The organism is Segatella copri DSM 18205, assembly GCF_025151535.1.
GTDB classification, from domain to species: domain Bacteria; phylum Bacteroidota; class Bacteroidia; order Bacteroidales; family Bacteroidaceae; genus Prevotella; species Prevotella copri.
In genome coordinates, this window is record NZ_CP102288.1 from 1,071,162 (window position 1) to 1,094,154 (window position 22,993).

Annotated in this window: 20 protein-coding genes; 12 read left to right on the forward strand and 8 right to left on the reverse strand. The window is 47.6% G+C overall.

Annotated features, from left to right (window positions below; translation table 11 throughout):
• Positions 1–46: 46 nt before the first annotated feature.
• From NQ544_RS04365 to NQ544_RS04375, 3 genes are all read left to right on the forward strand, one after another.
• The gene (locus NQ544_RS04365; protein WP_006846595.1) at positions 47–742 is read left to right on the forward strand and encodes a hypothetical protein; all 696 of its coding nucleotides are present in this window, start codon (positions 47–49) and stop codon (positions 740–742) included.
• A gap of 116 nt (positions 743–858) precedes the next feature.
• Positions 859–1,545, forward strand: coding sequence for a glycoside hydrolase family 25 protein (locus tag NQ544_RS04370; protein ID WP_006846594.1), 687 nt, complete (start codon positions 859–861; stop codon positions 1,543–1,545).
• A gap of 116 nt (positions 1,546–1,661) precedes the next feature.
• Positions 1,662–2,963, forward strand: coding sequence for a zinc ribbon domain-containing protein (locus NQ544_RS04375; RefSeq protein ID WP_040552562.1), 1,302 nt, complete (start codon positions 1,662–1,664; stop codon positions 2,961–2,963).
• A gap of 156 nt (positions 2,964–3,119) precedes the next feature.
• On the opposite strand, the gene NQ544_RS04380 is transcribed toward NQ544_RS04375, so the two are convergent.
• On the reverse strand, positions 3,120–3,935 hold the full coding sequence (locus NQ544_RS04380; RefSeq protein ID WP_006846592.1) for a J domain-containing protein: 816 nt from the start codon (positions 3,933–3,935) through the stop codon (positions 3,120–3,122).
• A 147-nt stretch (positions 3,936–4,082) separates the two neighbouring features.
• Here NQ544_RS04380 and NQ544_RS04385 point away from each other — a divergent pair, with 147 nt between their 5' ends.
• From NQ544_RS04385 to NQ544_RS04395, 3 genes are all read left to right on the forward strand, one after another.
• Positions 4,083–5,846: a bifunctional metallophosphatase/5'-nucleotidase gene (locus NQ544_RS04385; protein WP_006846591.1), complete on the forward strand. Its 1,764-nt coding sequence runs from the start codon at positions 4,083–4,085 to the stop codon at positions 5,844–5,846.
• A gap of 72 nt (positions 5,847–5,918) precedes the next feature.
• Positions 5,919–6,692 (forward strand): NAD(+) diphosphatase, encoded by a 774-nt coding sequence (gene nudC / locus NQ544_RS04390; RefSeq protein ID WP_006846590.1) that lies wholly within the window; start codon positions 5,919–5,921, stop codon positions 6,690–6,692.
• Positions 6,693–6,733: 41 nt separating this feature from the next.
• Positions 6,734–7,912, forward strand: coding sequence for an MFS transporter (locus NQ544_RS04395; RefSeq protein WP_006846589.1), 1,179 nt, complete (start codon positions 6,734–6,736; stop codon positions 7,910–7,912).
• 112 nt (positions 7,913–8,024) lie between these two features.
• Here the strand turns inward: NQ544_RS04395 and NQ544_RS04400 are convergent, their stop codons facing one another.
• Positions 8,025–8,471 (reverse strand): DUF3127 domain-containing protein, encoded by a 447-nt coding sequence (locus NQ544_RS04400; RefSeq protein ID WP_006846588.1) that lies wholly within the window; start codon positions 8,469–8,471, stop codon positions 8,025–8,027.
• Positions 8,472–8,681: 210 nt separating this feature from the next.
• Here NQ544_RS04400 and dnaN point away from each other — a divergent pair, with 210 nt between their 5' ends.
• From dnaN to NQ544_RS04430, 6 genes are all read left to right on the forward strand, one after another.
• Complete coding sequence (gene dnaN / locus NQ544_RS04405) at positions 8,682–9,809, forward strand: DNA polymerase III subunit beta (protein WP_040552560.1); 1,128 nt, start codon at positions 8,682–8,684, stop codon at positions 9,807–9,809.
• Positions 9,810–9,860: 51 nt separating this feature from the next.
• Positions 9,861–10,724 (forward strand): 3'-5' exonuclease, encoded by an 864-nt coding sequence (locus tag NQ544_RS04410; protein ID WP_006846586.1) that lies wholly within the window; start codon positions 9,861–9,863, stop codon positions 10,722–10,724.
• Positions 10,725–10,803: 79 nt separating this feature from the next.
• Positions 10,804–12,060, forward strand: a complete 1,257-nt coding sequence (locus NQ544_RS04415; RefSeq protein ID WP_006846585.1) for a bifunctional phosphopantothenoylcysteine decarboxylase/phosphopantothenate synthase — start codon at positions 10,804–10,806, stop codon at positions 12,058–12,060.
• Entirely contained in the window at positions 11,996–12,925 is a 930-nt protein-coding gene (porD, locus tag NQ544_RS04420; protein ID WP_082231212.1) for a type IX secretion system protein PorD, read from the forward strand. Before NQ544_RS04415 ends, porD begins: the two co-directional genes overlap by 65 nt.
• A gap of 98 nt (positions 12,926–13,023) precedes the next feature.
• On the forward strand, positions 13,024–14,697 hold the full coding sequence (gene recN, locus NQ544_RS04425; protein WP_006846583.1) for a DNA repair protein RecN: 1,674 nt from the start codon (positions 13,024–13,026) through the stop codon (positions 14,695–14,697).
• 4 nt (positions 14,698–14,701) lie between these two features.
• Positions 14,702–16,348: a tetratricopeptide repeat protein gene (locus NQ544_RS04430; protein ID WP_006846582.1), complete on the forward strand. Its 1,647-nt coding sequence runs from the start codon at positions 14,702–14,704 to the stop codon at positions 16,346–16,348.
• Positions 16,349–16,410: 62 nt separating this feature from the next.
• Here the strand turns inward: NQ544_RS04430 and NQ544_RS04435 are convergent, their stop codons facing one another.
• The 6 genes from NQ544_RS04435 to NQ544_RS04460 form a co-directional block, all read right to left on the reverse strand.
• Positions 16,411–16,947 (reverse strand): hypothetical protein, encoded by a 537-nt coding sequence (locus NQ544_RS04435; RefSeq protein ID WP_006846581.1) that lies wholly within the window; start codon positions 16,945–16,947, stop codon positions 16,411–16,413.
• Positions 16,948–16,972: 25 nt separating this feature from the next.
• Positions 16,973–17,833 (reverse strand): N-acetylmuramoyl-L-alanine amidase-like domain-containing protein, encoded by an 861-nt coding sequence (locus NQ544_RS04440; RefSeq protein ID WP_006846580.1) that lies wholly within the window; start codon positions 17,831–17,833, stop codon positions 16,973–16,975.
• 18 nt (positions 17,834–17,851) lie between these two features.
• The gene (locus NQ544_RS04445) at positions 17,852–18,925 is read right to left on the reverse strand and encodes a DUF4421 domain-containing protein (protein ID WP_006846579.1); all 1,074 of its coding nucleotides are present in this window, start codon (positions 18,923–18,925) and stop codon (positions 17,852–17,854) included.
• 155 nt (positions 18,926–19,080) lie between these two features.
• Positions 19,081–20,064 (reverse strand): Gfo/Idh/MocA family protein, encoded by a 984-nt coding sequence (locus NQ544_RS04450; RefSeq protein WP_006846577.1) that lies wholly within the window; start codon positions 20,062–20,064, stop codon positions 19,081–19,083.
• 29 nt (positions 20,065–20,093) lie between these two features.
• Positions 20,094–20,699 carry a ribosome biogenesis GTP-binding protein YihA/YsxC gene (gene yihA / locus NQ544_RS04455; protein ID WP_006846576.1) on the reverse strand — a complete coding sequence of 202 codons (606 nt, stop codon included), beginning with the start codon at positions 20,697–20,699 and terminating at the stop codon, positions 20,094–20,096.
• A 355-nt stretch (positions 20,700–21,054) separates the two neighbouring features.
• Positions 21,055–22,878, reverse strand: coding sequence for an ABC-F family ATP-binding cassette domain-containing protein (locus tag NQ544_RS04460; protein ID WP_040552553.1), 1,824 nt, complete (start codon positions 22,876–22,878; stop codon positions 21,055–21,057).
• Positions 22,879–22,993 lie beyond the last annotated feature (115 nt).

Sequence of the window (22,993 nt, forward strand, 5' to 3'; positions counted from 1 at the left end):
AGGAAGAACAAAACTTTATTATTGACTATTAATAAGAACAAGGCATATGAATTTTCTTCAGCGCAACCTTTTTACCAAGCTCCGTGCCGACAACTTCGGCATCAAGGAAGAAATGGAACCGATGACTACCTTTAAGAAGAAAAAGATAGCTCAGATGCTCAAGAACGTGAATGATGTTCCTGCCGGAGAGGTGAAGATGAACAACAGTTTTCTGAACCGGCGGCTCAGCAAGATTCAGGAAGATGAACGCCACGCCATCGATACCTCTATCGAGACTATTTATCTGCTGCGCATCATCGTGGCAAACGTAAATGGAATGTTGGCTAACGGAATCAATCTCAGAGGAATCATCCAGTTGGGAGACTACCTGAGAACCCGAGGCGACAAGGTAGATTTCGTGAAACTGGAGAAGTGGCTTGCCAAGCTCCGCATCCAGCGCATCGCCCAGCTGGAAGGAAGCGTGCTCATCACCTTCTTCGATTTTGAACAGGACGAAATCCCGTTCGTTCATCACATAGAAAGAGGCGCCTACAGGCTGACGCTTCGTTCGCTCTACTATAATATCATGGACCAGCAGGCCATTCAGTTTGAGCAGACCAGCAGCGGCTTTGTACGCACTACGGGGGGAACCATGCGCAAGAATCTGCGCCGCAGCATGCGCTATCTGCAATACGCTCCGATAGAAACCATGAGCAATTTCATGAACAATTTCTTCCGGTCATTATCTGAGATTGAAGAGTAATTTCAGTAAGGATTGAAGGGGGTTAATCTGGGATTCATCAGGACGAAGAGTAAAATATCTATAAAATTACTCTCTTAGTAGTACGATTTTCATCTGATTTTCGTATCTTTGCATCTATGAAAAAGTTATTTATCTCTATTATAGCATCCATTATTGCCTTGGGAGCCCATGCCCAGGTGCAATGCGAAGACACTTGTCGGCACGTTCACGGCATCGACTTGAGTCATTATCAGGGCAACGTGTTCTGGGAAACCGTGGGCGACAACTCTAAGATGGCTTACGTTTATCTGAAAGCTACCGAGGGAGGAACCAACATCGACAGCAAATACAAGCAGAATATCGACCTGGCTCATCGCTACGGAATGAAAGTAGGTTCTTATCATTTCTACAGACCCCGCATCCCACAGCAGACGCAACTGGAAAATTTCAAGGCCCAATGCCGTCCGGGAGATCAGGACCTCTTGCCTATGATTGATGTGGAGACGAAAAGCGGCATGAATACAGAAGAATTCTGCGATTCGCTCTTTAAGTTTCTGCATCTCGTAGAGAAAGCATATAAGCAGAAACCCCTCATCTATACGGGAGCCAATTTCTATGACAACTATCTTCTGGGCAAGCTAGACAGCTACAAGCTGATGATTGCCCAGTATACGAAGCGCATCCCTGTATTGCGCGATGGTAGAGATTTCGAAATGTGGCAATATACGGGTAAGGGCAGGCTCAACGGAATAAACGGCTATGTTGACAAAAGCCGTTTCATGGGGCGCCACAAGCTCAGAGAAATCAGATTCAGACATCGATAGTACTTGGAACCTTGAACTTGGAACTTTATGATTAGCTTCAAGGTAAAGAGTGGATAAGGTCTGGAAATAGAGAAGCATGAATTTTATAAGTAAATTAATAAACAAAAAATAGAATTATGGCAATTATAAAATGTCCGGAATGCGGACGCCAAATTAGCGATAAAGCACCTACCTGCCCTAGTTGCGGAGTAGAAATAGCAGGCAAAATTACCAAATGCCCAAATTGTGGCGAGATTTATTTCAGCAACCTGGAAATGTGTCCTAACTGCCATGAGCTGAATCCTTCGCTCACAAGAATGACTTCTTCGGCGGGAATGAGCCAGCAGACTCCTTCTATGACTCAGCAGCAAGAAGCTGAAAATGTAGCCAGACAGAATGCTATCAGACAAGAAGAAATTCGCCGTCAGGAGGCTCTCAGACAGCAGGCTCGTCCTCAGACACCTGTCAGAACAGCAACACCTCCTACTCCACCCGTTCCTCCGGTTCGCCCACAGCAAACCCATTCTCAGAACGGCGGAAACGGAGAAGGAACCCAGGAAAAGAAAAAAAGCAACCGTGGCGTCATCATCATCTCTCTGATTTTCGCCTTCCTCGTTTGTGGCATTTTCTACTATTTCTATGATAGTGCCAATAAGAATAAGGAACTGGAAGCTTACGAGTATGCGATGCAGAGTAGCGACCCGATGGTTCTGCAGAGTTACCTAGATACTTACAAAGATGCTGACGAGGCGCATCGTGATTCCATCATGGCTCACCTCGAACTTCTGAAACAGACCGATCAGGACTGGACCAACGCCGTAGTAAGCGGTTCGAAAGAGGCCCTGCAGGCTTATCTCGACAAATACCCAAACAGTCCACACAAGCAGGAGGTTTTGAACAAGATAGATTCCATCGACTGGAATGTGGCCAAGAATGCTGATAATGTAGAAGCTTACCAGGCTTATCTCGCCGCTCATGCTGACGGTTCGCATATCGAACAGGCTGAGAATGCGATGAAGAAAGCCAAGAGCAGAGATTTGCAGCCAGAAGAGAAAGATATGGTAAGCAGTCTGTTCCGCCATTTCTTCCAAAGCATCAATACCCGCGATGCTGATGGTTTGCAGGCTTCATGCGAGGACATTCTCTCTTCGCTTCTGGGTAAGAATTCTGCTACCAAGGCAGATGTTGTTACCTTTATGAATAAGCTTTATAAGGAAGATGTGACCAACCTGAACTGGTTCCTCACCAACGATTATAAGATCAAGAAGCGCGAGGTGGGTGACGAAGATTATGAATATCAGGTTCAGTTCTCAGCACGTGAGGAAGTTCAGCTTACCGACGGTACAAAGAAAACCAACCATTTCAAAATCAACGCAACTGTTTCGCCAGACGGCAAGGTTTCTGCGTTCAACATGTCGAAGATTAATGCCGCAGAATAGAATAAAAAACGCCCTGCAAGATTAAATAGAATAAAAAACGCCCTGCAAGATCAGGAACTTCATTTCTGAATGTTCCCTTCTTGCAGGGCGTTTCTTTTTACCTTCATGTTTCGGGAAGGTTCTCATGTTCGAGAACCCGTTCCCTTCTTTTAGAAATTACTTTGCATCCTTCATCTGACGGAGCAAATCTTTCTGCTTATCATTCAACCCGGTTGGCAACTTCACGTTGTAAGTAATCATCAGGTCGCCAAAGGTTCCGTCACCTCGGTCGTATCCTTTTCCGCGAACACGAACCTTCGTGCCATTCTGCGTTTCCGGCTTAATCTTCAGTTTGATTTTAGAACCATTACTCAATTTAATGATTCCCTCGCCGCCCAGCAGAGCCGTATAAAGGTCGATATTCACATTCATGTTCATTTCGCCGTTATTGGCACGCCCGTTCTGGCCGCAACCACCGCCACAACCACCAGTACCGAAATCAGCACCAGCTCCGTAGCCAGCCCCATTAAAGCCGCTACCATAACCGGCAGAACCATTAAAACCGCCGAAATTGCCGGAACCGAATCCATCAGCCGACTGCTGGCTTCTGCCACGACCTCCGAAGAGATTTTCGAAGAAGCTGGAGAAACCTCCGCCTCCACCAAACTGGCTGAAGTCGAAACCCTCGAATGGATTTCCACCTGCTCCACCATAGCTTCCAGAACCGCCTGCACCACCAGCTCCGCCGAAACCGCCGAATGCATCAGCATTCTTCCATTGTTCGCCATACTGGTCGTATTTAGCACGCTTATCTGGGTCAGAAATCACCTCATACGCCTCGTTCAGCGCCTGGAACTTAGCCTTCGCCTTCGGGTCGTTAGGGTGCAAATCTGGGTGAAACTGTTTTGCACGTTTACGATACGCAGCTCTCACATCCTTCTGCGGAATGTTCTTGTCTACGCCGAGAATCTTGTAATAATCAACAAATGCCATATTATAAAACCTCCTATTTTTTAGTTTTTAAAAAATATCCAACAAAAAGTATGCCTATTTAAGTTCTTTTTTGTACTTTTGCAGAGAAAATAAGAAACAGAGCTCAACTGATGGGCTTCCATTACTCAAAAGTAATACATTAATTAAATGAAACAATTATTTGCTGCGCTTCTTCTGGCGCTAACTTTCAATTCACAAGCTATGGCACAACAACGTACCGTAAAACTGGGAGTGATAGAGACAAGCGATGTGCACGGCTCTTTCTTCCCTTACGATTTCATCAACTGTAAGCCAAAAGCAGGAGCCTTGGCGCGCGTTTCTTCCTACGTCAATAATTTGCGAAAAGCCTACAAGGATAACCTCATCCTCTTGGAGAATGGCGATATTCTGCAGGGACAGCCTACCTGCTATTATTATAATTATGTAAACACAAAGGCTAGAAACGTGGCTGCCGATGTGGTAAACTACATGAAGTATGATGCGCAAGTGTTTGGCAATCATGATGTTGAAACGGGTCATCCAGTTTACGACAAATGGATAAAAGAACTCAATTGCCCAGTTCTTGGTTCCAACATCATCAGCACTTCTACAGGCGAGCCATACGTTAAGCCTTATCTCATCCTGAACCGCGAGGGCGTGAAGGTGGCAGTCTTGGGAATGATTACTCCTGCCATTCCAAACTGGATCACGGAGAATCTCTGGAGCGGACTGAAATTTGAAAATATGGTAACAAACGCCCGCAAATGGGTGAAGTATCTCCAGGAGAAAGAAAAACCGGATGTTATCATCGGCCTCTTCCACAGCGGAAAAGACGGAGGCATTCAGACTGCCGAATATGATGAAGACGCCTCTATCAAGGTGGCAAAAGAAGTGCCGGGCTTCGACCTCGTTCTCTTCGGCCACGACCATACGCGCGACAACGAAACCGTAACCAATACTGATGGAAAGCAGGTGGTTTGCCTGGATCCTGCCAACAACGCCATTAGCGTGGCTGATGCAGAAATAACCCTCACCCTCAACAAGAAAAAGGTAAACGGAAAGAAGCAGCTGGTGGTAACTGACAAAAAGGTGACAGGCAAGATTGTGGATGTGACAGATTGTCCTATCGACGAGGATTTCATGAAAACTTTCGAACCTCAGATTGCGGAAGTAAAGAAATATGTGGGCAAGCAGATTGGCAACTTCAAGACTACCATCTACAGCCGCGACCAGTTCTTCGGCAGTTCTGCCTTCAACGATTTCATCCTCAACCTCCAGTTGCAGATGACAAAAGCCGACATTTCGTTTAACGCTCCTCTTCAGTTCAACGCGGTTCTGAAAGCCGGCCCAATCTGTGTGAGCGACATGTTCAATCTCTATAAATATGAGAACCAGTTCTACGTAATGCGCATGACGGGCGAAGAAATCAGAAAGCATCTGGAAATGAGTTACGACCTCTGGGTGAACACCATGAAGAGCCCGGACGACCATCTCCTGCTGCTCGATGAAAAGACCGTTGGCGACCAGCAACGCCTCGGTTTCAAGAATCTCTCGTTTAACTTTGATAGTGCTGTGGGAATCGATTACGAAGTTGACGTAACCAAGCCAGATGGCGAGAAGGTGAAGATTCTGCGCATGAGCAACGGCGAACCTTTCGATGAGAAGAAATGGTACAAGGTAGCCGTTAACAGCTATCGTGGAAATGGCGGCGGCGAACTCCTAACCAAGGGTGCCGAAATCCCGAAAGACAGTCTTGAAAGCCGAATCATCTATCGCAGCAAGCGCGACCAGCGCTACTATCTGATGGAAGAAATTGAAAAGATGGGAACGGTTGATGCAAAACCAAACAACAACTGGAAGTTTGTGCCGGAAGCATGGACCAAGCCTGCTGCCCAGCGCGATTTCGAATTGCTGTTCGGTAAGAAGGAATAGCTCCTCGAAACGCTTCTGGAAAAGCATATTATAAAGATCAAAGTAAAAAAGCAAATAAGTTCAAAATAAAGAATGAAGTATTGGTTTATATTTTGCAAGACTGATCTCTTGCTCGAAAAGAAAGAAGACGGAACCTATACGATTCCTTGTTCAGAAGAGAGTCCAATCCCAACAAAGCCTTGGACTCACATTCTCAACATTACCCCGATGGAAGACGGAACAGAGGTGAAGACCTTCACCATTCCTGAGCCCGTTACCGGCAATCCGAAGTACGAAATGTGCGGCTTGCGCCCTAGTTTCTACAAACTCTCTCCTGCCCTTTACCAGAAAGCGGGAAAGTGTCAGGAACTCAACTATTGGGACATGAATACCCAATTCTGCGGCGTTTGCGGAGCTCCGATGAAAATGGCAACCGACATCAGTAAGAAATGTACAGAATGCGGCAAACAGGTCTGGCCTTCGCTTGCCACAGCCATCATCGTTCTGATTAAGAAAGATGATCAGGTCTTGCTGGTACACGCTCGCAATTTCAAGGGAAATTTCGACAGTCTCGTGGCTGGTTTCGTAGAGACTGGCGAGAATCTGGAAGAGGCGGTTCATCGTGAAGTTATGGAAGAAACCGGTCTGACTATCAAGAACTTGAAATATTTCGGCTCCCAGCCTTGGCCTTATCCGAGCGGTCTGATGATTGGCTTTTCGGCAGAATATGTAGATGGAGAAATTCATCTTCAGAAAGAGGAACTCTCTCGTGGTAAATGGTTCACGAAAGAGAATCTCCCTATTCTCCCAGAGAAACTTTCCATCGCCCGAAAACTCATCGACGCCTGGCTGGAGGACAAACTCTAATAATGCGGACAAACTCTAAAAGTGAGGATAGACTCTAAAAAATGATGAAAGAGAAACTTTGGAATGCAAACTACATCAAGGTGATGACTACCAACTTTCTGTTGTATTTCGCCTTCTATCTGCTCACACCTTTGCTCCCTCTCTATCTGAGCGAAAATTTTGGAGCCACGAAAGATGTGATTGGAATTGTGCTGAGCGGCTATACGGTTGCCGCCCTCATCATTCGTCCGTTCAGCGGATATGTAGTTGACAGCTTTTCGCGCAAGAAGGTTCTGATGGTCTGTCTCTCAGCCTTCGCCATCTTCTTTGCCGGCTATATTGCAGCCAGCACCATCCTGATGTTTGCCATCTGCAGAACCTTGCACGGAGGTCCGTTCGGAGCCGTAACGGTTGCCAACAGCACCTGCGCCATCGACGTTCTTCCGGCAAGTAGGAGAAATGAAGGAATCGGACTCTACGGGCTGAGCAACAATTTTGCCATGGCAATTGCTCCATCCATCGGAATCTATCTCCATAATGCGGTAGACAGTTACATGATTCTCTTCTGGATAGCTTTCATCGTGGCGATTGCCTCAGTTGTGATTGCAGGAACCGTCCGCCTCCCCGAAAAGGAAATCGTTAAGAACAAGGAGAAGCTTTCTCTCGACCGCTTCTTCCTGACGCGTGCCTGGCTCCTAGCCATCAACATCGCCATGTTTGGTTTCTGCTGGGGCGTTCTGAGCAATTATCTCGCAATCTACAGCAAGGAGGAACTCGGAATTACGGGCGGAACGGGCACTTATTTTGCCCTTCTTTCCATGGGTCTGTTCCTCTCAAGACTGCAGGGAAGAAAAGCCTTGAGCCAGGGCAAACTTACCCAGAATGCGGCCGAAGGAATGCTGCTTTCGCTTGTTGGTTTCATCATCTTTGTTGCCATCAAGCACCCGGTAGCCTATTATCTTTCGGCTTGTCTCATCGGCCTGGGCAACGGTCATCTTTACCCAGCCTTCCTCAACATGTTCATTAATGTGGCTCGTCACGACCAGCGTGGAACGGCAAACAGCAGCATTCTTACAGGTTGGGATTTGGGCTTCGGAATCGGCTGTCTGCTAGGCGGAGTCGTGGCAGAACATTTCGGTTACAACGGAACATTCTGGATGGTTGCTATAGAAAATGCAGCTTCCGTTCTCCTCTTCTTTGCCGCTTCGAAACAATTCTTTGAGAAGAGACGCAGAGAATAGAAAACAGTTGATAAAGAGAAATATAAGATTATGAATAAAAAAAGAGCACTTCATCCGAGACAGAAGAAAGTCTCAGGCGAAGTGCTCTTATTTTTATCTTACTTTTCTGTTTTTAGAAAGGAAGATCATCTGCGCTACCACCCTCAGCTGCAGGAGCTGCAGGCTGAACTGGAGGGAATGCTGCAGTTGCGCCATTAGCAGGAGCTGCTGGCTGAGCAGGAGCTACAGGAGCACCTACTGGAGGAAACGCACCTGGCTGCATTCCGCCCATAGCACCAGCTACGGCGCTAGGGTCAACACGCTGGATGTTCCAGGCACGGACGCTGTTGAACCAACGGCCCTGATACTCGTGAGCATCTATGTCGAAAGAAACCAGAAGTTCCTCACCACTCTGAATGTTGAACTGAGCCAGACGGTCTGCTCCGAAAACATCAAAGCACAATTTCTTTGGATACTGCTCGTGAGTTTCAATTACGAACGACTGAGCTTTCCACTCTCCTCTCTGAGAGACGCCGCTTCTTTCAGGCAAAACGGCAATAACCTTTCCTTGTAATTCCATATGATAATATTTAAAGTTTTTCCTTTGTTTAAAGGGTGTTTTTTTCTTTCTGACTGCGAAATTACTAAAAATAGTTCAAAAACTAGAACTTTTCTCCAATTATTTTTGCTTATCAGCGATATTTTTTGTATTTTTGTGCTCAATTAGGTGATATAGCCTAATTAAATTAAGGTGAAACAGAAAACAAAATAAAATTTAAATAAAATACTCATGAGATTTACAGTATCAAGTTCTGCATTGAGCAGCAAGCTCAACATGCTCGCAAAAGTGATTGGAAGCAAGAATTCATTGCCAATCCTCGATTGTTTCCTTTTCCAAGTTGCTAACGGTGAAATGAGCATCACGGCTAGCGATAGTGATAATGTCATCAAGAGTACACTCGCTCTTACCGACCACGATGGAGAAGGTGAGTTTTGTGTGCCTAACCGCGTTATCCTCGATGCGTTGAAGGAACTGCCTGAGCAGCCTCTTCACTTCGATGTGGATGCTGCCGGAGAAGCCGTTGCCATCAAGATTGTTTACCAGAACGGTCTTTATAACTTCACAGGTCAGAGCGCAGAGGAATATCCTCGCACACAGAGCATGAACGATGCTTGCACCACCGTTTCTTTGCCTACAGAAATGCTGATCAACAACATTTCACGCTCGCTCTTCGCTACAGCCAGCGATGAGTTGCGCCCTGTCATGAACGGTATTTACTTCGACCTGACAGCAGATGCTCTCGCTATCGTAGCAAGCGATGGTCACAAGCTGGTTCGCAGCAAGAACTTCACTATCAAGAGCGAATCTCCTTCAGCATTCAACTTGCCTAAGAAGCCAGCTTCTCTGCTGAAGAATATTCTGAGCAAGGACGGCGACGACGCTATCATCAAGTTTGATGACCGAAGCGCAGAAATCCAGTTTACTGACGGCGTTATGAGATGCAGACTGATTGATGGCCGCTACCCTAACTACAACTCTGTCATTCCAAACAACCCTAACGAGGTTACAGTAGACCGCAGGGGCTTGCAGAGTGCTTTGCGTCGCGTATTGCCATTTGCAAGCGAGAGCAGCCAGCTCATCCGTTTCCACATCGAGTCAGGCCGTTTCGAGGTTTCTTCTGAGGATATTGACTTCTCAACATCTGCAAAGGAACAGTTGTCTTGCGAATACAACGGCTCTCCTATCAGCATCGGCTTCAAGGGAAGCAGTCTGATGGAAATCCTGAGCAATCTCACCAGCGACAACATCATCATCCAGCTGGCAGACCCAAGCCGTGCCGGAATCATCGTACCAGCAGAACAGCCTGAGAACGAAGATATTCTGATGCTCATCATGCCTATGCTCCTTAACGACTAAAGGAGCACGGGCTTTCTCTGAAACAACAAAAAGAAAAGTATTTCTACAAAAATGAAACTCAATTTGACAAAGCCTCTGATTGTGTTCGACCTGGAGACAACAGGTCTTGACATGATCAAGGATCGTATTATACAGATTTCTTACATCAAGGTAATGCCTGATGGAACTGAAGACCGCAAGAACCTCTACGTAAATCCTTGCATGGAGATTCCTGCCGAAGTAGTTGCCCTTACAGGCATCAGCAACGAAGATGTAAAAGATGCGCCAACCTTCAAGCAGCTGGCAGCCACATTAGAGAAGGAATTTACAGGTTGCGATTTCGCAGGCTACAATTCCAACCACTTCGATGTACCGATGCTCGCAGAAGAATTCCTGCGTGCTGGAATAGACTTCGATTTCAACAAGTGCCGTCTCATCGATGCGCAGACCATCTTCATGAAGATGGAACGCCGTAACCTGGCTGCTGCCTACAAGTTCTATTGCGGCAGAAAGATGGAGGAAGATTTCGAAGCTCATCGTGCAGATCAGGATACAGAGGCTACTTACCGCGTGCTCATGGGCGAGCTCGACAAGTATGCTCCAGGCGTGCAGGATGAACCTGAGCGCGTGCTCAACAACAACATGGATGAACTTGCCGATTTCTCTAAGCAGAAGGATAATGTAGACTTCGCCGGACGCATAGTTTGGGAAGAAGTAAAAGACGCCCAGGGCAACGTAGTAAACGATGAGAACGGAAATCCTTTGAAGCACGAAGTATTCAACTTCGGCAAATACAAAGGATGGGATGTGGCTGAGATTCTGACCAAAGACCCGGGTTACTTTACATGGGTCTTGGGAAGCGATTTCACCAACAATACCAAGCAGGTGCTTACCCGCATCCGCCTTCGTGAATTCAACAAGAGAATGGGAAAATAATTGTTACCGGACTTTCGCAAGCGGTTGAAGAACAAACCTTGCGAAACTCGGATTTATTTCTTAACAGTTAGAAAAATTCATGTTAAAAGGAAAGAAAATCGTATTGGGCATTACGGGCTCTATTGCAGCCTACAAGTCTTGCCTCATCATACGAGGTCTCATCAAGCGCGGAGCCGAAGTGCAGGTGGTCATTACGCCTGCAGGAAAGGAGTTCATCACTCCCATCACCCTTTCGGCTCTTACGCATAAGCCTGTGGTAAGCGAATTCTTCTCGCAGCGCGATGGAACCTGGAATTCGCACGTAGACTTAGGTCTGTGGGCCGACGCCATGCTCATCGCTCCTTGCACAGCCTCTACCATGGGAAAGATGGCTCACGGAATTGCTGACAACATGCTCATCACAACCTATCTGTCGATGAAAGCGCCTGTTTTCATCGCTCCAGCCATGGACCTCGACATGTATAAGCATCCTTCTACCCAAGCCAACATGAAAACACTTCTGGGCTATGGAAATCACATCATAGAACCCGAAGTGGGATTCCTGGCAAGCGGACTGGAAGGAAAGGGACGCATGGAAGAACCTGATATTATCGTAGAATGCCTCGACAGATTCTTCGATGAACAGGCTCAGCAGAATGCAGAGACCGATGAAGCTGCATCAGAAAACTGCAAGGAAAAAGAAAGCGATAAGCTCGATTTGAAAGGCAAGAAGATCATGATTACAGCCGGACCAACTTACGAAAAGATTGACCCGGTACGTTTCATCGGCAATTATTCTTCCGGCAAAATGGGCTTTGCCCTTGCTGAAGAGTGCTGCCGTCGTGGTGCTGAGGTTACGCTGGTTGCAGGTCCGGTTTCGCTCAGCTGTTCCGAAGCCATTCATCGCATCGATGTAGAAAGTTGCGAGGAAATGTATCAGGCAGCCACTAAAACTTTTGCCTCTACCGATGCAGCCATTCTCTGTGCTGCTGTTGCTGATTTCAAGCCAAGCGAGATTGCTGACAGGAAAATCAAGCGCGAGAAAGATGATCTGAAACTCCGCCTCGTCCCTACTCACGATATTGCTGCAGCCCTGGGTAAGATGAAACAAAAACATCAGCGAATTGTGGCTTTCGCCCTGGAAACCAACGATGAAGAGGCTAATGCACAGAAAAAACGCAAAAAGAAAAATGCCGATTTCATCGTGCTTAACTCTACTCGCAATCCGGGAACCACATTCCGTACGGATGACAACCAGATAACGATTATTTCTGAAGAGGGTAAGAAAGAATATGAGAAGAAACCGAAAACTGAAGTGGCTCGCGACATTATCAACGAGCTGGCTCATCTCTTGTAGTCCCATCACATCAGCCGCTCAGGAGTTGCAGGCTAAGATTACCATCAACCATGCACAGATTCAGGGCACGGAAAACCGGGTATTCGATAATCTGCAGCAAACTCTTGAGCAGTTTGTGAACGACAGGCAATGGACGAATCTTCAATTCAGGAAAAACGAGCGCATCGTGTGCAACTTCAATATCACGGTAAGCAAGTATGATAAAGACCAGAATATCTTTACCTGCAAGGCGCTCATCCAGGCCAACCGTCCCGTCTACAATTCAGCCTATACGTCCACCTTATATAATAATGTGGATGAAAACTTCACGTTCAAGTTTGCCGAGTTCGACCAGCTGGAGTTTACCGAAGAGCGGATTGACAACCAGCTAACGGCTCTGCTCGCCTACTATGCTTACCTCATCATCGGTTTAGATCTTGACAGTTTTGCGCCTAAAGGTGGTGAAGACATTCTGCAACGTTGCATGAACCTCACCAACAACGCCCAGAATCTTGATTTTCCGGGCTGGAAAGCGTTTAGTGACAACAGAAACCGGTTCGCCATCATTTCCGATTATCTAGACGGAGCCATGGAACCTTTCAGAATGCTGCAATACAACTATTACAGAAAAGGGCTCGATGAAATGGCGAATAATGTGGAACGAGGCAGAACTGAAATCACCAACACCCTGCTCCAGGATCTGAAGAAGGCACGTACGGACAGACCGCTCAGTCTGCTGCCACAAATCTGGACCGACTATAAGAAGGACGAGCTTGCTAACATCTATCAGAAACATGGCACTCAGAAAGAGAAAGAAAGCATTTATGAGCTGCTCTTCTCCATCAATCCTTCTCAAAACTCATATTGGGACAAAATCAAGGAATAAGGCTACATGCTGAATGATTCGAAGCAACTTCTCGGATGATAAAGCAAAGATTCTTCCTAGGTAGGTTAAGTTCCTTTAAAACAATAAGATAAGAAATTATGCTCAAGCAATTATACATCAAGAATTTCACGTTGATTGACGAGTTGGACATTCCTCTTTATCCAGGATTCTCAGTCATCACGGGCGAGACGGGTGCCGGAAAGAGCATCATTCTCGGAGCCATCGGACTGCTCCTGGGCAACCGTGCTGACAGCAAGGCCATCAAGGCAGGAAGAGACCGATGCGTGATTGAAGCCCACTTCGACCTGTCAAAATACGGAATGCAGGATTTCTTCGATGCTAACGATATTGATTATGATGCAGAAGACACCATCATCCGCCGCGAACTGACAGCTGCCGGAAAGAGCCGTGCCTTCATCAACGACACGCCCGTCCCCCTGAGCAAGATGAGAGAACTGGGCGAACAGCTCGTCGATATTCATTCGCAGCACCAGAACCTCCTGCTGCAGAAGGAAGACTTCCAGCTCAGCGTGGTCGACATTATTGCCCACGATGAAAAGCAGAAGAAGGCTTATCTTGCCGAATACAAGAACTATAAAAAGGCTAAGCAACAGCTGGAAGACCTGAAAGCGGAAATCGCAAAGAACAGGGAGAACGAGGAATTCATGCGCTTCCAGTTTAAGGAACTGGATGATGCAAACCTGCAGGAAGGCGAACTTGAGCAACTGGAACAGGAAGCAGAAACCCTGAGCCATTCTGAAGACATCAAGACTGCGCTCTATGAAGCAGATAATGCACTCTCGGGCGAAGACGGCAGTATTCTCGACAAACTGAAGAATGCAGCCCAGCAGATTGACAACATCAAGGAGGTTTATCCGGATGTGAAGGAGGTGGCTGAGCGAATGCAGAGCAGCTATATAGAACTCAAGGATATTGCCCAGGAAATAAGCGGAAGCGTTGACAATATAGAGTTCGACCCGAACCGGCTTGAAACCATCAATTCCCGGCTTGACCAGCTCTACTCGCTCCAGCAGAAATTCCATGTGGAAAATGTAGAGGAACTCATCGCCACTCGCGAGCGAATCAACGAACAGTTGCAGCACATAGATAATGGAGATGAAGACATAGAAGAGCTGGAAAAGCATGTTGGCCTTCTGCTTGCCAAGGCTGAAAAGCTGGCTGGTGAACTGACTGCCATCCGAACGGAATCGGCTAGAAAGATAGAAGAAGAAATGAAGAAACGTCTCATTCCTCTGGGAATTCCAAACGTCCGCTTCGAAATTTCATTCTCCGTCAAGCCGCTCAGTTCTGATGGTGTTGACAAGGTAAATTTCCTGTTCAGCGCCAACAAGAGCACGCTTCTCCAGCCGGTGAGTCAGGTTGCTTCCGGTGGAGAAATCGCCCGCGTCATGCTTTCTCTGAAGGCTATGATCAGCGGCGCCGTAAAATTGCCAACCATCATCTTCGATGAAATCGACACGGGAGTAAGCGGTAAGATTGCTGAAAAGATGGCGGAAATCATGACAGAGATGGGCAACCTGAACCGCCAGGTGATTTCCATCACCCACCTGCCGCAGATTGCTTCCATGGGAACCCATCATTACAAGGTTCTGAAAGAAGAAACCGAAGAGGGAACACTTTCTCACATGAAGGAACTCAACGAGCAGCAGCGTATAGAAGAAATCGCCCAGATGCTCAGCGGAAGCGACATTACGCCTGCTGCCCTGGCAAATGCTAAGGAGTTGCTCAATAAACACAAGCAACACAAATAAGATTATGAAAAAAATAAATATGATCATGATGGGACTGATGCTCGGAGCATCGTCCCTCTATGCCCAGCCGGGTTCGGTCCAGAAACTGGCTAAGAGCGTTTTCACCTTGACTACTTTCAATCAGAAAGGCGACATTATCGCCTCTACCCAAGGTGTTTTTATCGACAACAAGGGAACGGCTATCAGCACCTTCAAGCCATTTGTCGGAGCTGTAAAGGCTAGCGTAGTTGACGCTTCCGGCAAATCGATTCCTGTTGAGGCCATCATGGGAGCCGACGAGCTCTATGATGTGGCTAAATTCCGCATCAACGCCTCTACAGTTGCTGCCCCTATCGCAACCAAGGAATCGGCTGCTGGCGACAAGGTCTGGCTGGTTCCGTATTCTATCAAGAAGCCGGCTTACCAGCAGGAGGACATCAGCAGCGTAGAGAAGTTCAAGACTACGTACAACTATTACATCTTCTCGAATAGTGCTCCGGAAAATGCAGTAGGTTGTCCATTTGCCAACAAGAACGGTCAGGTCATCGGTCTGATGCACACCAATGGTCAGGTAACGGCCATCGACGCCAACTACGCCAAGCAGCTGAAGGTAACCGGTCTTTCGAGTCTTGACGCAGCACTTCGCGAAACCACCATCCGTACAGCTCTTCCTGATACAGAGAACGAAGCGATGACGATGATGACTCTGAAGAAAGGCCAGACTACAGCTGATGAGTATGCGAAATATAGCGATGAGTTTATCAGCAAATTCCCTACTTCAGCCTTCGGTTACAAGGAGAAAGCCGCTTATCTGACGGATAAGGCAGAATATGATGCAGCTGCCAAACTGATGGAAGAAGGCATTAAGAAATCGGCTGCCAAGGATGAGGCTCATTCCAACTATGCCGACCTGATTTATCAGAAGATTATTTACAAGGGTGATTCTGTTTATAAGGACTGGACGCTTGATAAGGCCATAGCTGAGGCTCAGAAGGCATACGAAATCAAGGCTCAGCCTATTTACCGCCATCAGGAAGCGCAGATTAATTTTGTAAAGGGTGAGTATCAGAAAGCTTACGATACTTTCATGGATTTGACCAATACTTCACTTCTCAGCGGCGAACTCTATTTTGAGGCTGCCCAGGCTAAGAAGAATCTCAAGGCTCCAGCTAAGGAGATTGAGGTTTTGCTCGATAGTGCGGTAAGCGTTGGAAACAAGACCGGAATGGTTGCGAATTATTATCTGGCACGTGGAGAATTTCTGAAGGAGCAGGGTGAATTCCGCCGCGCTATTCAGGATTATAATATGTACGATTCCATTGCACGTCCTGTTTCGCCAGCCTTCTTCTACACCCGTTACCAATGCGAAACCAAGTTACGCATGTGGCAGCCAGCCCTGCTTGATATTGCCCGCACCTGTTACCTGGCTCCTAAAGAGCCTACATATTTTGCAGAATGGGCAAGTCTCGACTTGCGTGTAAAGCGTTATGATGAAGGAATCAGCGCAGCCACCCATTGCATAGAGTTGGCTCCTGAATATGCTGACGGCTACCTTCTCTTAGGTCTGCTCCAGAAGGAGAAAGGAAATAAGGAAGAGGCCATCAAGAACCTGAAGAAAGCCCAGGAACTCGGCGATTCCCGCGCTGGAGAATATCTCAAGAAAATGAAGTAATTATTTTAGTAATAAGTAAGAAAGTCCGTAGGCATTTTAACAGAACGCCTACGGACTTTCTTTTACATTTTAGTCATGTGGTAACCCAGCATTTTTAGCTCTACGGCTATTCCCATGAGGAACATCTGGTGAAGGGCGGCAACGAAACCACGGAAGGCTTCCTCGCTTCCAGGCTGCAGATTCAGATGAATCAGCTTGCTGTAAGAGCGCGAAGCACATTCTGCCACTACATTCGTAACAGCCTTATGCGCTTCCACATTCAGCAGCAGAACCTTTTCGCAGATGTAATCATCCATGTGGTCGAAATCTATTCTGTCACGAAGATATTCATAATGATTCTCTACCTTGCTGTAGAGTTCCCAATCCTCATCCCAATACTTGGCAAGCGCCATTCCTACATACATGATCCAACCCAATGAAACCGTAGGATATTTGGCAAACTCGCGAATCGCATCAGGCAGATAACTCTCGCCTATTTTCTGCCACAGCTCTTCCAAATCCGGAGCTTCCGGCAAATGAGCATCTACCTTATCAATACCCAGCAGATATTGATAAAGATCTTCCTTGAAGATCGCTTCAAAATTATTTTTCTCTTCCATTTATCTTTTCTTTTCTAATATTTTTTTACTGAACTCTGCAAACCCTGATTCCTATTTGCACCGGATGTTTATGCATGTAAGTATAAAGTGTCATCGGTTCATCAATCACCTTCTTGTGAATACTGCTGGCGTTGAGCAGATGCAATCCGTCTTTGTGCCAGGAAGCAATACCGATGTGGGTCGTGTCGAGCCCCTTCTTGTTGGTAATGATGGCGATAATGTCACCATCGTGAATAGCGTTGCGGAAAACTGTCGTGTTGGCAATCTTACCCTTCGGAACATAACGGTAACGCTTGCCGTTCACACTCTGTTCCAGTTTTCTGATTCCCGATTTCCATTCCGGATGAGCCTTAAGCATCTTATAACTCGAAACATGCGTACTCATCCAGTTGATGTTCACGGTCTGAACGGCCGAGAAAGGAGGATTGGGCGCAATATTCTTCACGATTCCCTCGCGCTCGTTTGCATCCATCCAAATCGTGAAATAATGCTGACGCTTTACATAGGAAACCTCTCCGCCCACATAACGCACATTTCGGAGATGTTCACAGAAAGCCGAGAAAGAAGTCTCGTTCTTCTTGGCGCACAGGGTGAGCGCCGTAACCATCTCTACGTATGTGGTGCAGTCCAGTTCACGGGTGTTCACGATGAGCACCTCTTCATTCGTCTGGTCCAGCGTGCCGCCCACATAAGGAACGTCCGCCATCTGCTTGCCGAACCAGAGCATCCAACTGGCAGGTTTCTTCTTCATCGCCCTTGCCTGCTGCAGCAGTCCTACAATCCGCAGACTGTCCTGCTGCTGATAAACCACATTCACCCTGGCTTCTCCCGGAACAGCCAGCATGCAAGCCAGCACGACAGCTGCCATTTTCGTAAATATTTTCATCTCTTCTCTTTTTATATGTTAATGATGACGTTTCCTGCCGAAGTTCACACCCACATAAATATTGAGTGAGCCAAACGAATTGTTGGTAGAAAACTGTTTTTTCTTATAGTTGTAGGAATGGATAATGGTGCTGGCGCCCGCGTACCAATGCGTGTTGTTCCACACAATACCGAAGCGGCCTATTCCATCCAGGTTCACATTTTTGAAACTGAAGTTGGTAATGTCCAGATGTTCCCTTTCATTATCCGATTTCGAGCTGTTGTAAGCCACACCTACCGAGAGCGAAGCGTTGAAGAGCCAGTTCTTGGCGAAAACCCAGTTGTAAGCATAGCCGCAGGTTACGTTCACATCGCTGTATTTCACCTTGCTGAACATCAGCGAACTGTCTATCTTGGCTTCCGGAGTTCCCCCGTTTGTCAGATTTTTATTCAGCTTTTCATCTACAAGATTGGTCAGTTTATCCCAGTTCACCTCCAGTTCATGCTCCGTGTAACCGATTCCCAGAAGCATGGAACCGGCACTTCTCCGCTGCACCGTACTCTGCGAATAGGCGGCAGGATAAGAGAAGCGGCGATGGTTGAAGATGTAATAAAGATTGAATCCCTTGATGCTCGATTTGAAACCGTCGAAAGGAGCCTTGCGGATAGGGTCACAATCGATGTGCTCACCCAGATTCATCCGCCGAACGTGATAGTCATTTCCCGTCTGTCGCCAGAACAGGTCTATTCCCAGCAGACTGCTGTAGAGGCTCAGGTCAAACTCCTTTTTATTAGTGTGGTTATTCCTGAAATTAATGTGCTTCAGGTCGAACGTATAACCCAGAAACACCCATCGCCAGCCCAGATAAGGCCCCAGTCGGTAAGAAGGATCAGGCGAGAAGGAAATGCTCTGTCCTTCTCTGTTTCGGAGCGTATATTCCTCGTAGGTATTGGTGTTCTGCAGCATCACCGTATAATTGTAATGCTGGTCTTCGATATAAGCCGAATCCGTACTGTTGAATTCTCTGAAGAACCGGGTGAACACATCTCCCACCTGATGGAAGAAGGTTTTGCGATGGCGCTCTTTCACGAGGCTGTCCTGGGAATTGGACATGAACATCGTCTTGTTGGAGAGCGTTCCCAGCATAGTAGAATCCACGGGCTCCCCTGCTCTTGCCGAAGTGCAGGCAAGGGAACAGATAAATCCTACTATACAGAAACATCTCTTCATAACTTACGCTCTAATCCTGATGATGATTTTGTAAAAAATCAGTTCTTCCACAATACTCGGTCCAGCACCCAGTTGACGGCCGTAGCCGAAACGCTGGTGCAGTCGCATTTTCCTATTCCCTGCAGATGCTGAATCACACTCTTGATGAGCGGCAGCTGCACATAAGGCGGATTCGGAACCGTAATCAAGTTCTTTCCTTCGCTCGTAATCACTTCTATCGGCTGGTAAGTGAACACCGAGAATGAGAGCGAACCTTTCTCGCCAATCACTTCGATGCAGTCTTCCTTCGCACTCTCATGTCCCACGAAGCACCAGCTTCCGCTGCCCGGAATTCCGCTCTCAAAGAAGAAGCACGCCGAGAGCGTATCTTCAGCCTGATAAAGATGCGCTCTGTTGGCAGGATAGCCGTGCGCACGGGTAATCACACCAAACAGATTCTGGAGCAAATCTATCTGATGAGGAGCCAGGTCGTAGAAATAGCCGCCGCCCGCAATATCCGGCTGCAGTCGCCAAGGCATTTCCTTGCCGCTCTGAAAGTCGAGATCGCGCGGAGGAACCGAGAAGCGCACCTGAACATTCACCACGTTACCGATGGTTCCGCTCTCGATAATCTCCTTTACCTTCTGGAAGTAAGGAAGATAACGGCGATAGTAAGCTACGAAGCAGGGAACACCCGTCTGCTCGCTGATGCGGTTGATGCGGATGCAGTCGTTGTAGCTCGCTGCCAGCGGTTTCTCAATATAGCAGGGTTTGCCCGCACGCATCGCCATGATGGCGAAGGTGGCGTGAGAAGAAGGTGGCGTGGCGATGTAAACAGCATTCACATCGGGGTCTTCTATCAATTCCGATGAATCCGTGTACCATTTGCGCACATGATGGCGCTCAGCATAGCTGCGTGCCTTGTTCTCGCTTCGGCTCATCACAGCCACCACCTGCGAACCCTCCACTTCGTTGAAAGCCGGTCCGCTTTTCTTTTCGGTTACTTCTCCGCAGCCGATAAATCCCCAATTAATCTGTTTCATTCTCTATTGGTTTATTCTCTCCCGAAAGATTATTCTCCGGCGAGCGATTTGTTGATTTCATCAATATAGTCGAGCACCTCATCGCGTCCCAGCTTCTTTTCACTACTGGTAATGAAATAAGGTGGAAGTGCTTCCCAGCGGTCTTCCAGCGCATGCATCCATTTCTCCGCATTCATGCGAGCCTTGACCGGACCCAACTTGTCGGCCTTGGTAAAGACGATGCAGAAAGGAACGCCGCTCTCGCCCAACCAGTCTACAAACTCGCGGTCTATCTTCTGCTGGTCGTGGCGCACGTCGATGAGCACAAAGACATTAGCCAACTGCTGGCGCTGCAGAATATAACTGCTTATCATTTGTTCCAGCTGCTTCTGTACGGTCTTCGAACGCTTGGCGAAACCATAGCCAGGAAGGTCAACCAGATACCATTCGTTGTTGATGATGAAGTGGTTGATAAGCAGCGTCTTACCCGGTGTGGCTGAAGTCTTAGCCAAACCCTTGTGGTTGCAGAGCATATTGATGAGGCTCGATTTTCCCACATTACTTCTGCCGATGAAAGCATATTCAGCCTTCGTATCTTTCGGACACATGCTCACTCGTGGAGCCGATATTGTAAATTCTGATTTCTTAATTTCCATTCTTTCTATTTTATTATTTTTATTATTTTTGTCGCCGCACGCCCTGAATCAACGATAACCATCATATTGCAGATAGGTAAAGGTCACTCCTAGCCCATGAGAACCTGCAAGCAGCACGCCCTGAAAGGGCAGAAGCCCCTAGCCCAGGGCAACGCCCTGGGTAATTTCGGACGCAAACCTGTCGCCCTGAAAGGGCAAAAGCCTTCAAATACCGGACAATAAACAAAGCTTTTGCCCTTACAGGGCGCCTTGTTGATTGCCATTATACCCAGGGCGTTGCCCTGGGCTAGGAGCTTCTGCCCTTTCAGGGCGAGAGGCGTTAGAACTTTTGTGCCTTCAGCCCGTACTTCTAAGTCTAGAGCATTTCAGCCAGTTCCAGCCATCTCATTTCCTTCTCATCAAGTTCATCCTTGATTTCAGGCAGGCGCTTGCTTTTCTCCGTCAGTTCCTCAACCGATAGATTTCCGCTGCAGAGTTCCTCTTCCAGCTTCTTCTGTTCCTCGGTCAGCGCATCTATTTCCTGAGTCAGCTGCTCATATTCGCGCTTCTCCTTGTAGCTCATCTTGCGCTTGTTCTCAAAATTGGCGTCGCGCTTTGCCGTGCCTGCTCCGTCGCTTTCTGCCGTTGCATTTCCGCTCTTTGCCGGTTTCACCTGTTCCGCCTCGTCCTTCGCCTGCATCCGGTTCCATTCCCTGTACTGCGTATAGTTGCCTGGGAAATCCTGTATTTCGCCTTCGCCCTTGAAAACCAGCAGATGGTCTACTACCTTGTCCATGAAATAGCGGTCGTGGCTCACCACGATGACGCAACCCGCAAAATCCTGAAGATATTCTTCCAGTACCTGCAACGTCTGGATGTCTAGGTCGTTGGTCGGCTCGTCCAGCACAAGGAAGTTCGGATTCCTCATCAGCACCGTGCAGAGGTAAAGCTTGCGCTTCTCGCCGCCGCTCAGCTTGTAAACGTAGTTGTGCTGCTCCTCAGGCGTAAAGAGGAAGAACTGCAGAAACTGCGAAGCCGTCATGTGCTTGCCGCCGCCCAGATCTATGTAATCAGCAATCTCCGTAATCACGTCAATCACCTTCTGGTCTTCACGGAATTTCAGTCCCTCCTGCGAGAAATAGCCGAAGCGAACCGTCTCGCCGATGTCAAACTTGCCGCTGTCGGGCTGAACCTCGCCCAGCAGCATCTTGATGAAGGTCGATTTTCCCGTTCCGTTATTACCCACAATACCCATCTTCTCGAAGCGGGCAAAGTTGTAGTAGAAGTTGTCGAGAATCACCTTCTTCTGCCCCCTGTCGTCGAAAGCCTTGCTCACATACTGGCATTCAAAAATCTTCGAACCTATATAAACGGTAGAAGCCTTCAACCTTACCTGCCTGTCTTCGATGCGCTGTTTTGCCACCTTCTCCAGCTCGTAGAAAGCATCCTCGCGGTATTTCGCCTTGTGTCCGCGCGCCTGAGGCTGGCGGCGCATCCAGTCGAGTTCCCTGCGGTAGAGATTCTTCGAGTGCTGAATTTCGGCTCTCAGATTGTCCATTCTCTCCTGCCTCTTCTCCAGATAATAAGCATAATTGCCACGATAGGTGTAGATGGTGCGGTCGTCGAGTTCCAGAATCGTATTGCACACCTTGTCCAGGAAGAATCGGTCGTGCGTAACCATGAAGATGGTCTTGTTGCCGCGGTTCAGATAACCCTCCAGCCACTCTATCATCTCCAGGTCCAGGTGGTTGGTCGGCTCGTCCAGCATCAGGAAGTCGGGTTCCGTAATCAGCACATTCGCCAGCGCCACTCGCTTCTGCTGTCCGCCGCTGAGCTGTCCCATCGGCTGTTCCAGGTTGGTAATGTGCAGCTGTGTGAGAATCTGTTTCGCCTTCAGCACCTTCTCCGGATCATCCTCATGATTGAAGCACGCCTGCAGCACACTTTCCTCCGGATCAAACTGCGGCGACTGCTCCAGATAGCCCACCTTCAAGTCGCGTCGGTAGATGATGTCTCCGCTCTCGTGGCCCTCTTTATCCATCAGCACCGACATGAGCGTAGACTTTCCCGTGCCGTTTCTCGCCACGAGTCCCACTTTCTGTCCTTCAGCGATAGAGAAGGAAATATTATCAAAAAGAACCTGTGCACCAAAGCGTTTGGTGAGGTTTTGAACGTCTAAATAGGGTATTTGACTAGCCATTTTTATTTTTTTTGTGCAAAGATAGGCAAAATATTTGGCAGAAACAAATTTTTTAATTATCTTTGCACACGAATTTATCAATCAATACCGTGTTTCCATTCAGAAACGCGACATT

What these genes read in the sequence shown, in the direction of transcription:
- NQ544_RS04365 (WP_006846595.1), top strand. Translation starts at nt 47, where the DNA reads ATGAATTTTCTTCAGCGCAACCTTTTTACCAAGCTCCGTGCCGACAAC.
- NQ544_RS04370 (WP_006846594.1), top strand. Translation starts at nt 859, where the DNA reads ATGAAAAAGTTATTTATCTCTATTATAGCATCCATTATTGCCTTGGGA.
- NQ544_RS04375 (WP_040552562.1), top strand. Translation starts at nt 1,662, where the DNA reads ATGGCAATTATAAAATGTCCGGAATGCGGACGCCAAATTAGCGATAAA.
- NQ544_RS04380 (WP_006846592.1), bottom strand. Translation starts at nt 3,935, where the DNA reads ATGGCATTTGTTGATTATTACAAGATTCTCGGCGTAGACAAGAACATT.
- NQ544_RS04385 (WP_006846591.1), top strand. Translation starts at nt 4,083, where the DNA reads ATGAAACAATTATTTGCTGCGCTTCTTCTGGCGCTAACTTTCAATTCA.
- nudC (WP_006846590.1), top strand. Translation starts at nt 5,919, where the DNA reads ATGAAGTATTGGTTTATATTTTGCAAGACTGATCTCTTGCTCGAAAAG.
- NQ544_RS04395 (WP_006846589.1), top strand. Translation starts at nt 6,734, where the DNA reads ATGATGAAAGAGAAACTTTGGAATGCAAACTACATCAAGGTGATGACT.
- NQ544_RS04400 (WP_006846588.1), bottom strand. Translation starts at nt 8,471, where the DNA reads ATGGAATTACAAGGAAAGGTTATTGCCGTTTTGCCTGAAAGAAGCGGC.
- dnaN (WP_040552560.1), top strand. Translation starts at nt 8,682, where the DNA reads ATGAGATTTACAGTATCAAGTTCTGCATTGAGCAGCAAGCTCAACATG.
- NQ544_RS04410 (WP_006846586.1), top strand. Translation starts at nt 9,861, where the DNA reads ATGAAACTCAATTTGACAAAGCCTCTGATTGTGTTCGACCTGGAGACA.
- NQ544_RS04415 (WP_006846585.1), top strand. Translation starts at nt 10,804, where the DNA reads ATGTTAAAAGGAAAGAAAATCGTATTGGGCATTACGGGCTCTATTGCA.
- porD (WP_082231212.1), top strand. Translation starts at nt 11,996, where the DNA reads ATGAGAAGAAACCGAAAACTGAAGTGGCTCGCGACATTATCAACGAGC.
- recN (WP_006846583.1), top strand. Translation starts at nt 13,024, where the DNA reads ATGCTCAAGCAATTATACATCAAGAATTTCACGTTGATTGACGAGTTG.
- NQ544_RS04430 (WP_006846582.1), top strand. Translation starts at nt 14,702, where the DNA reads ATGAAAAAAATAAATATGATCATGATGGGACTGATGCTCGGAGCATCG.
- NQ544_RS04435 (WP_006846581.1), bottom strand. Translation starts at nt 16,947, where the DNA reads ATGGAAGAGAAAAATAATTTTGAAGCGATCTTCAAGGAAGATCTTTAT.
- NQ544_RS04440 (WP_006846580.1), bottom strand. Translation starts at nt 17,833, where the DNA reads ATGAAAATATTTACGAAAATGGCAGCTGTCGTGCTGGCTTGCATGCTG.
- NQ544_RS04445 (WP_006846579.1), bottom strand. Translation starts at nt 18,925, where the DNA reads ATGTCCAATTCCCAGGACAGCCTCGTGAAAGAGCGCCATCGCAAAACC.
- NQ544_RS04450 (WP_006846577.1), bottom strand. Translation starts at nt 20,064, where the DNA reads ATGAAACAGATTAATTGGGGATTTATCGGCTGCGGAGAAGTAACCGAA.
- yihA (WP_006846576.1), bottom strand. Translation starts at nt 20,699, where the DNA reads ATGGAAATTAAGAAATCAGAATTTACAATATCGGCTCCACGAGTGAGC.
- NQ544_RS04460 (WP_040552553.1), bottom strand. Translation starts at nt 22,878, where the DNA reads ATGGCTAGTCAAATACCCTATTTAGACGTTCAAAACCTCACCAAACGC.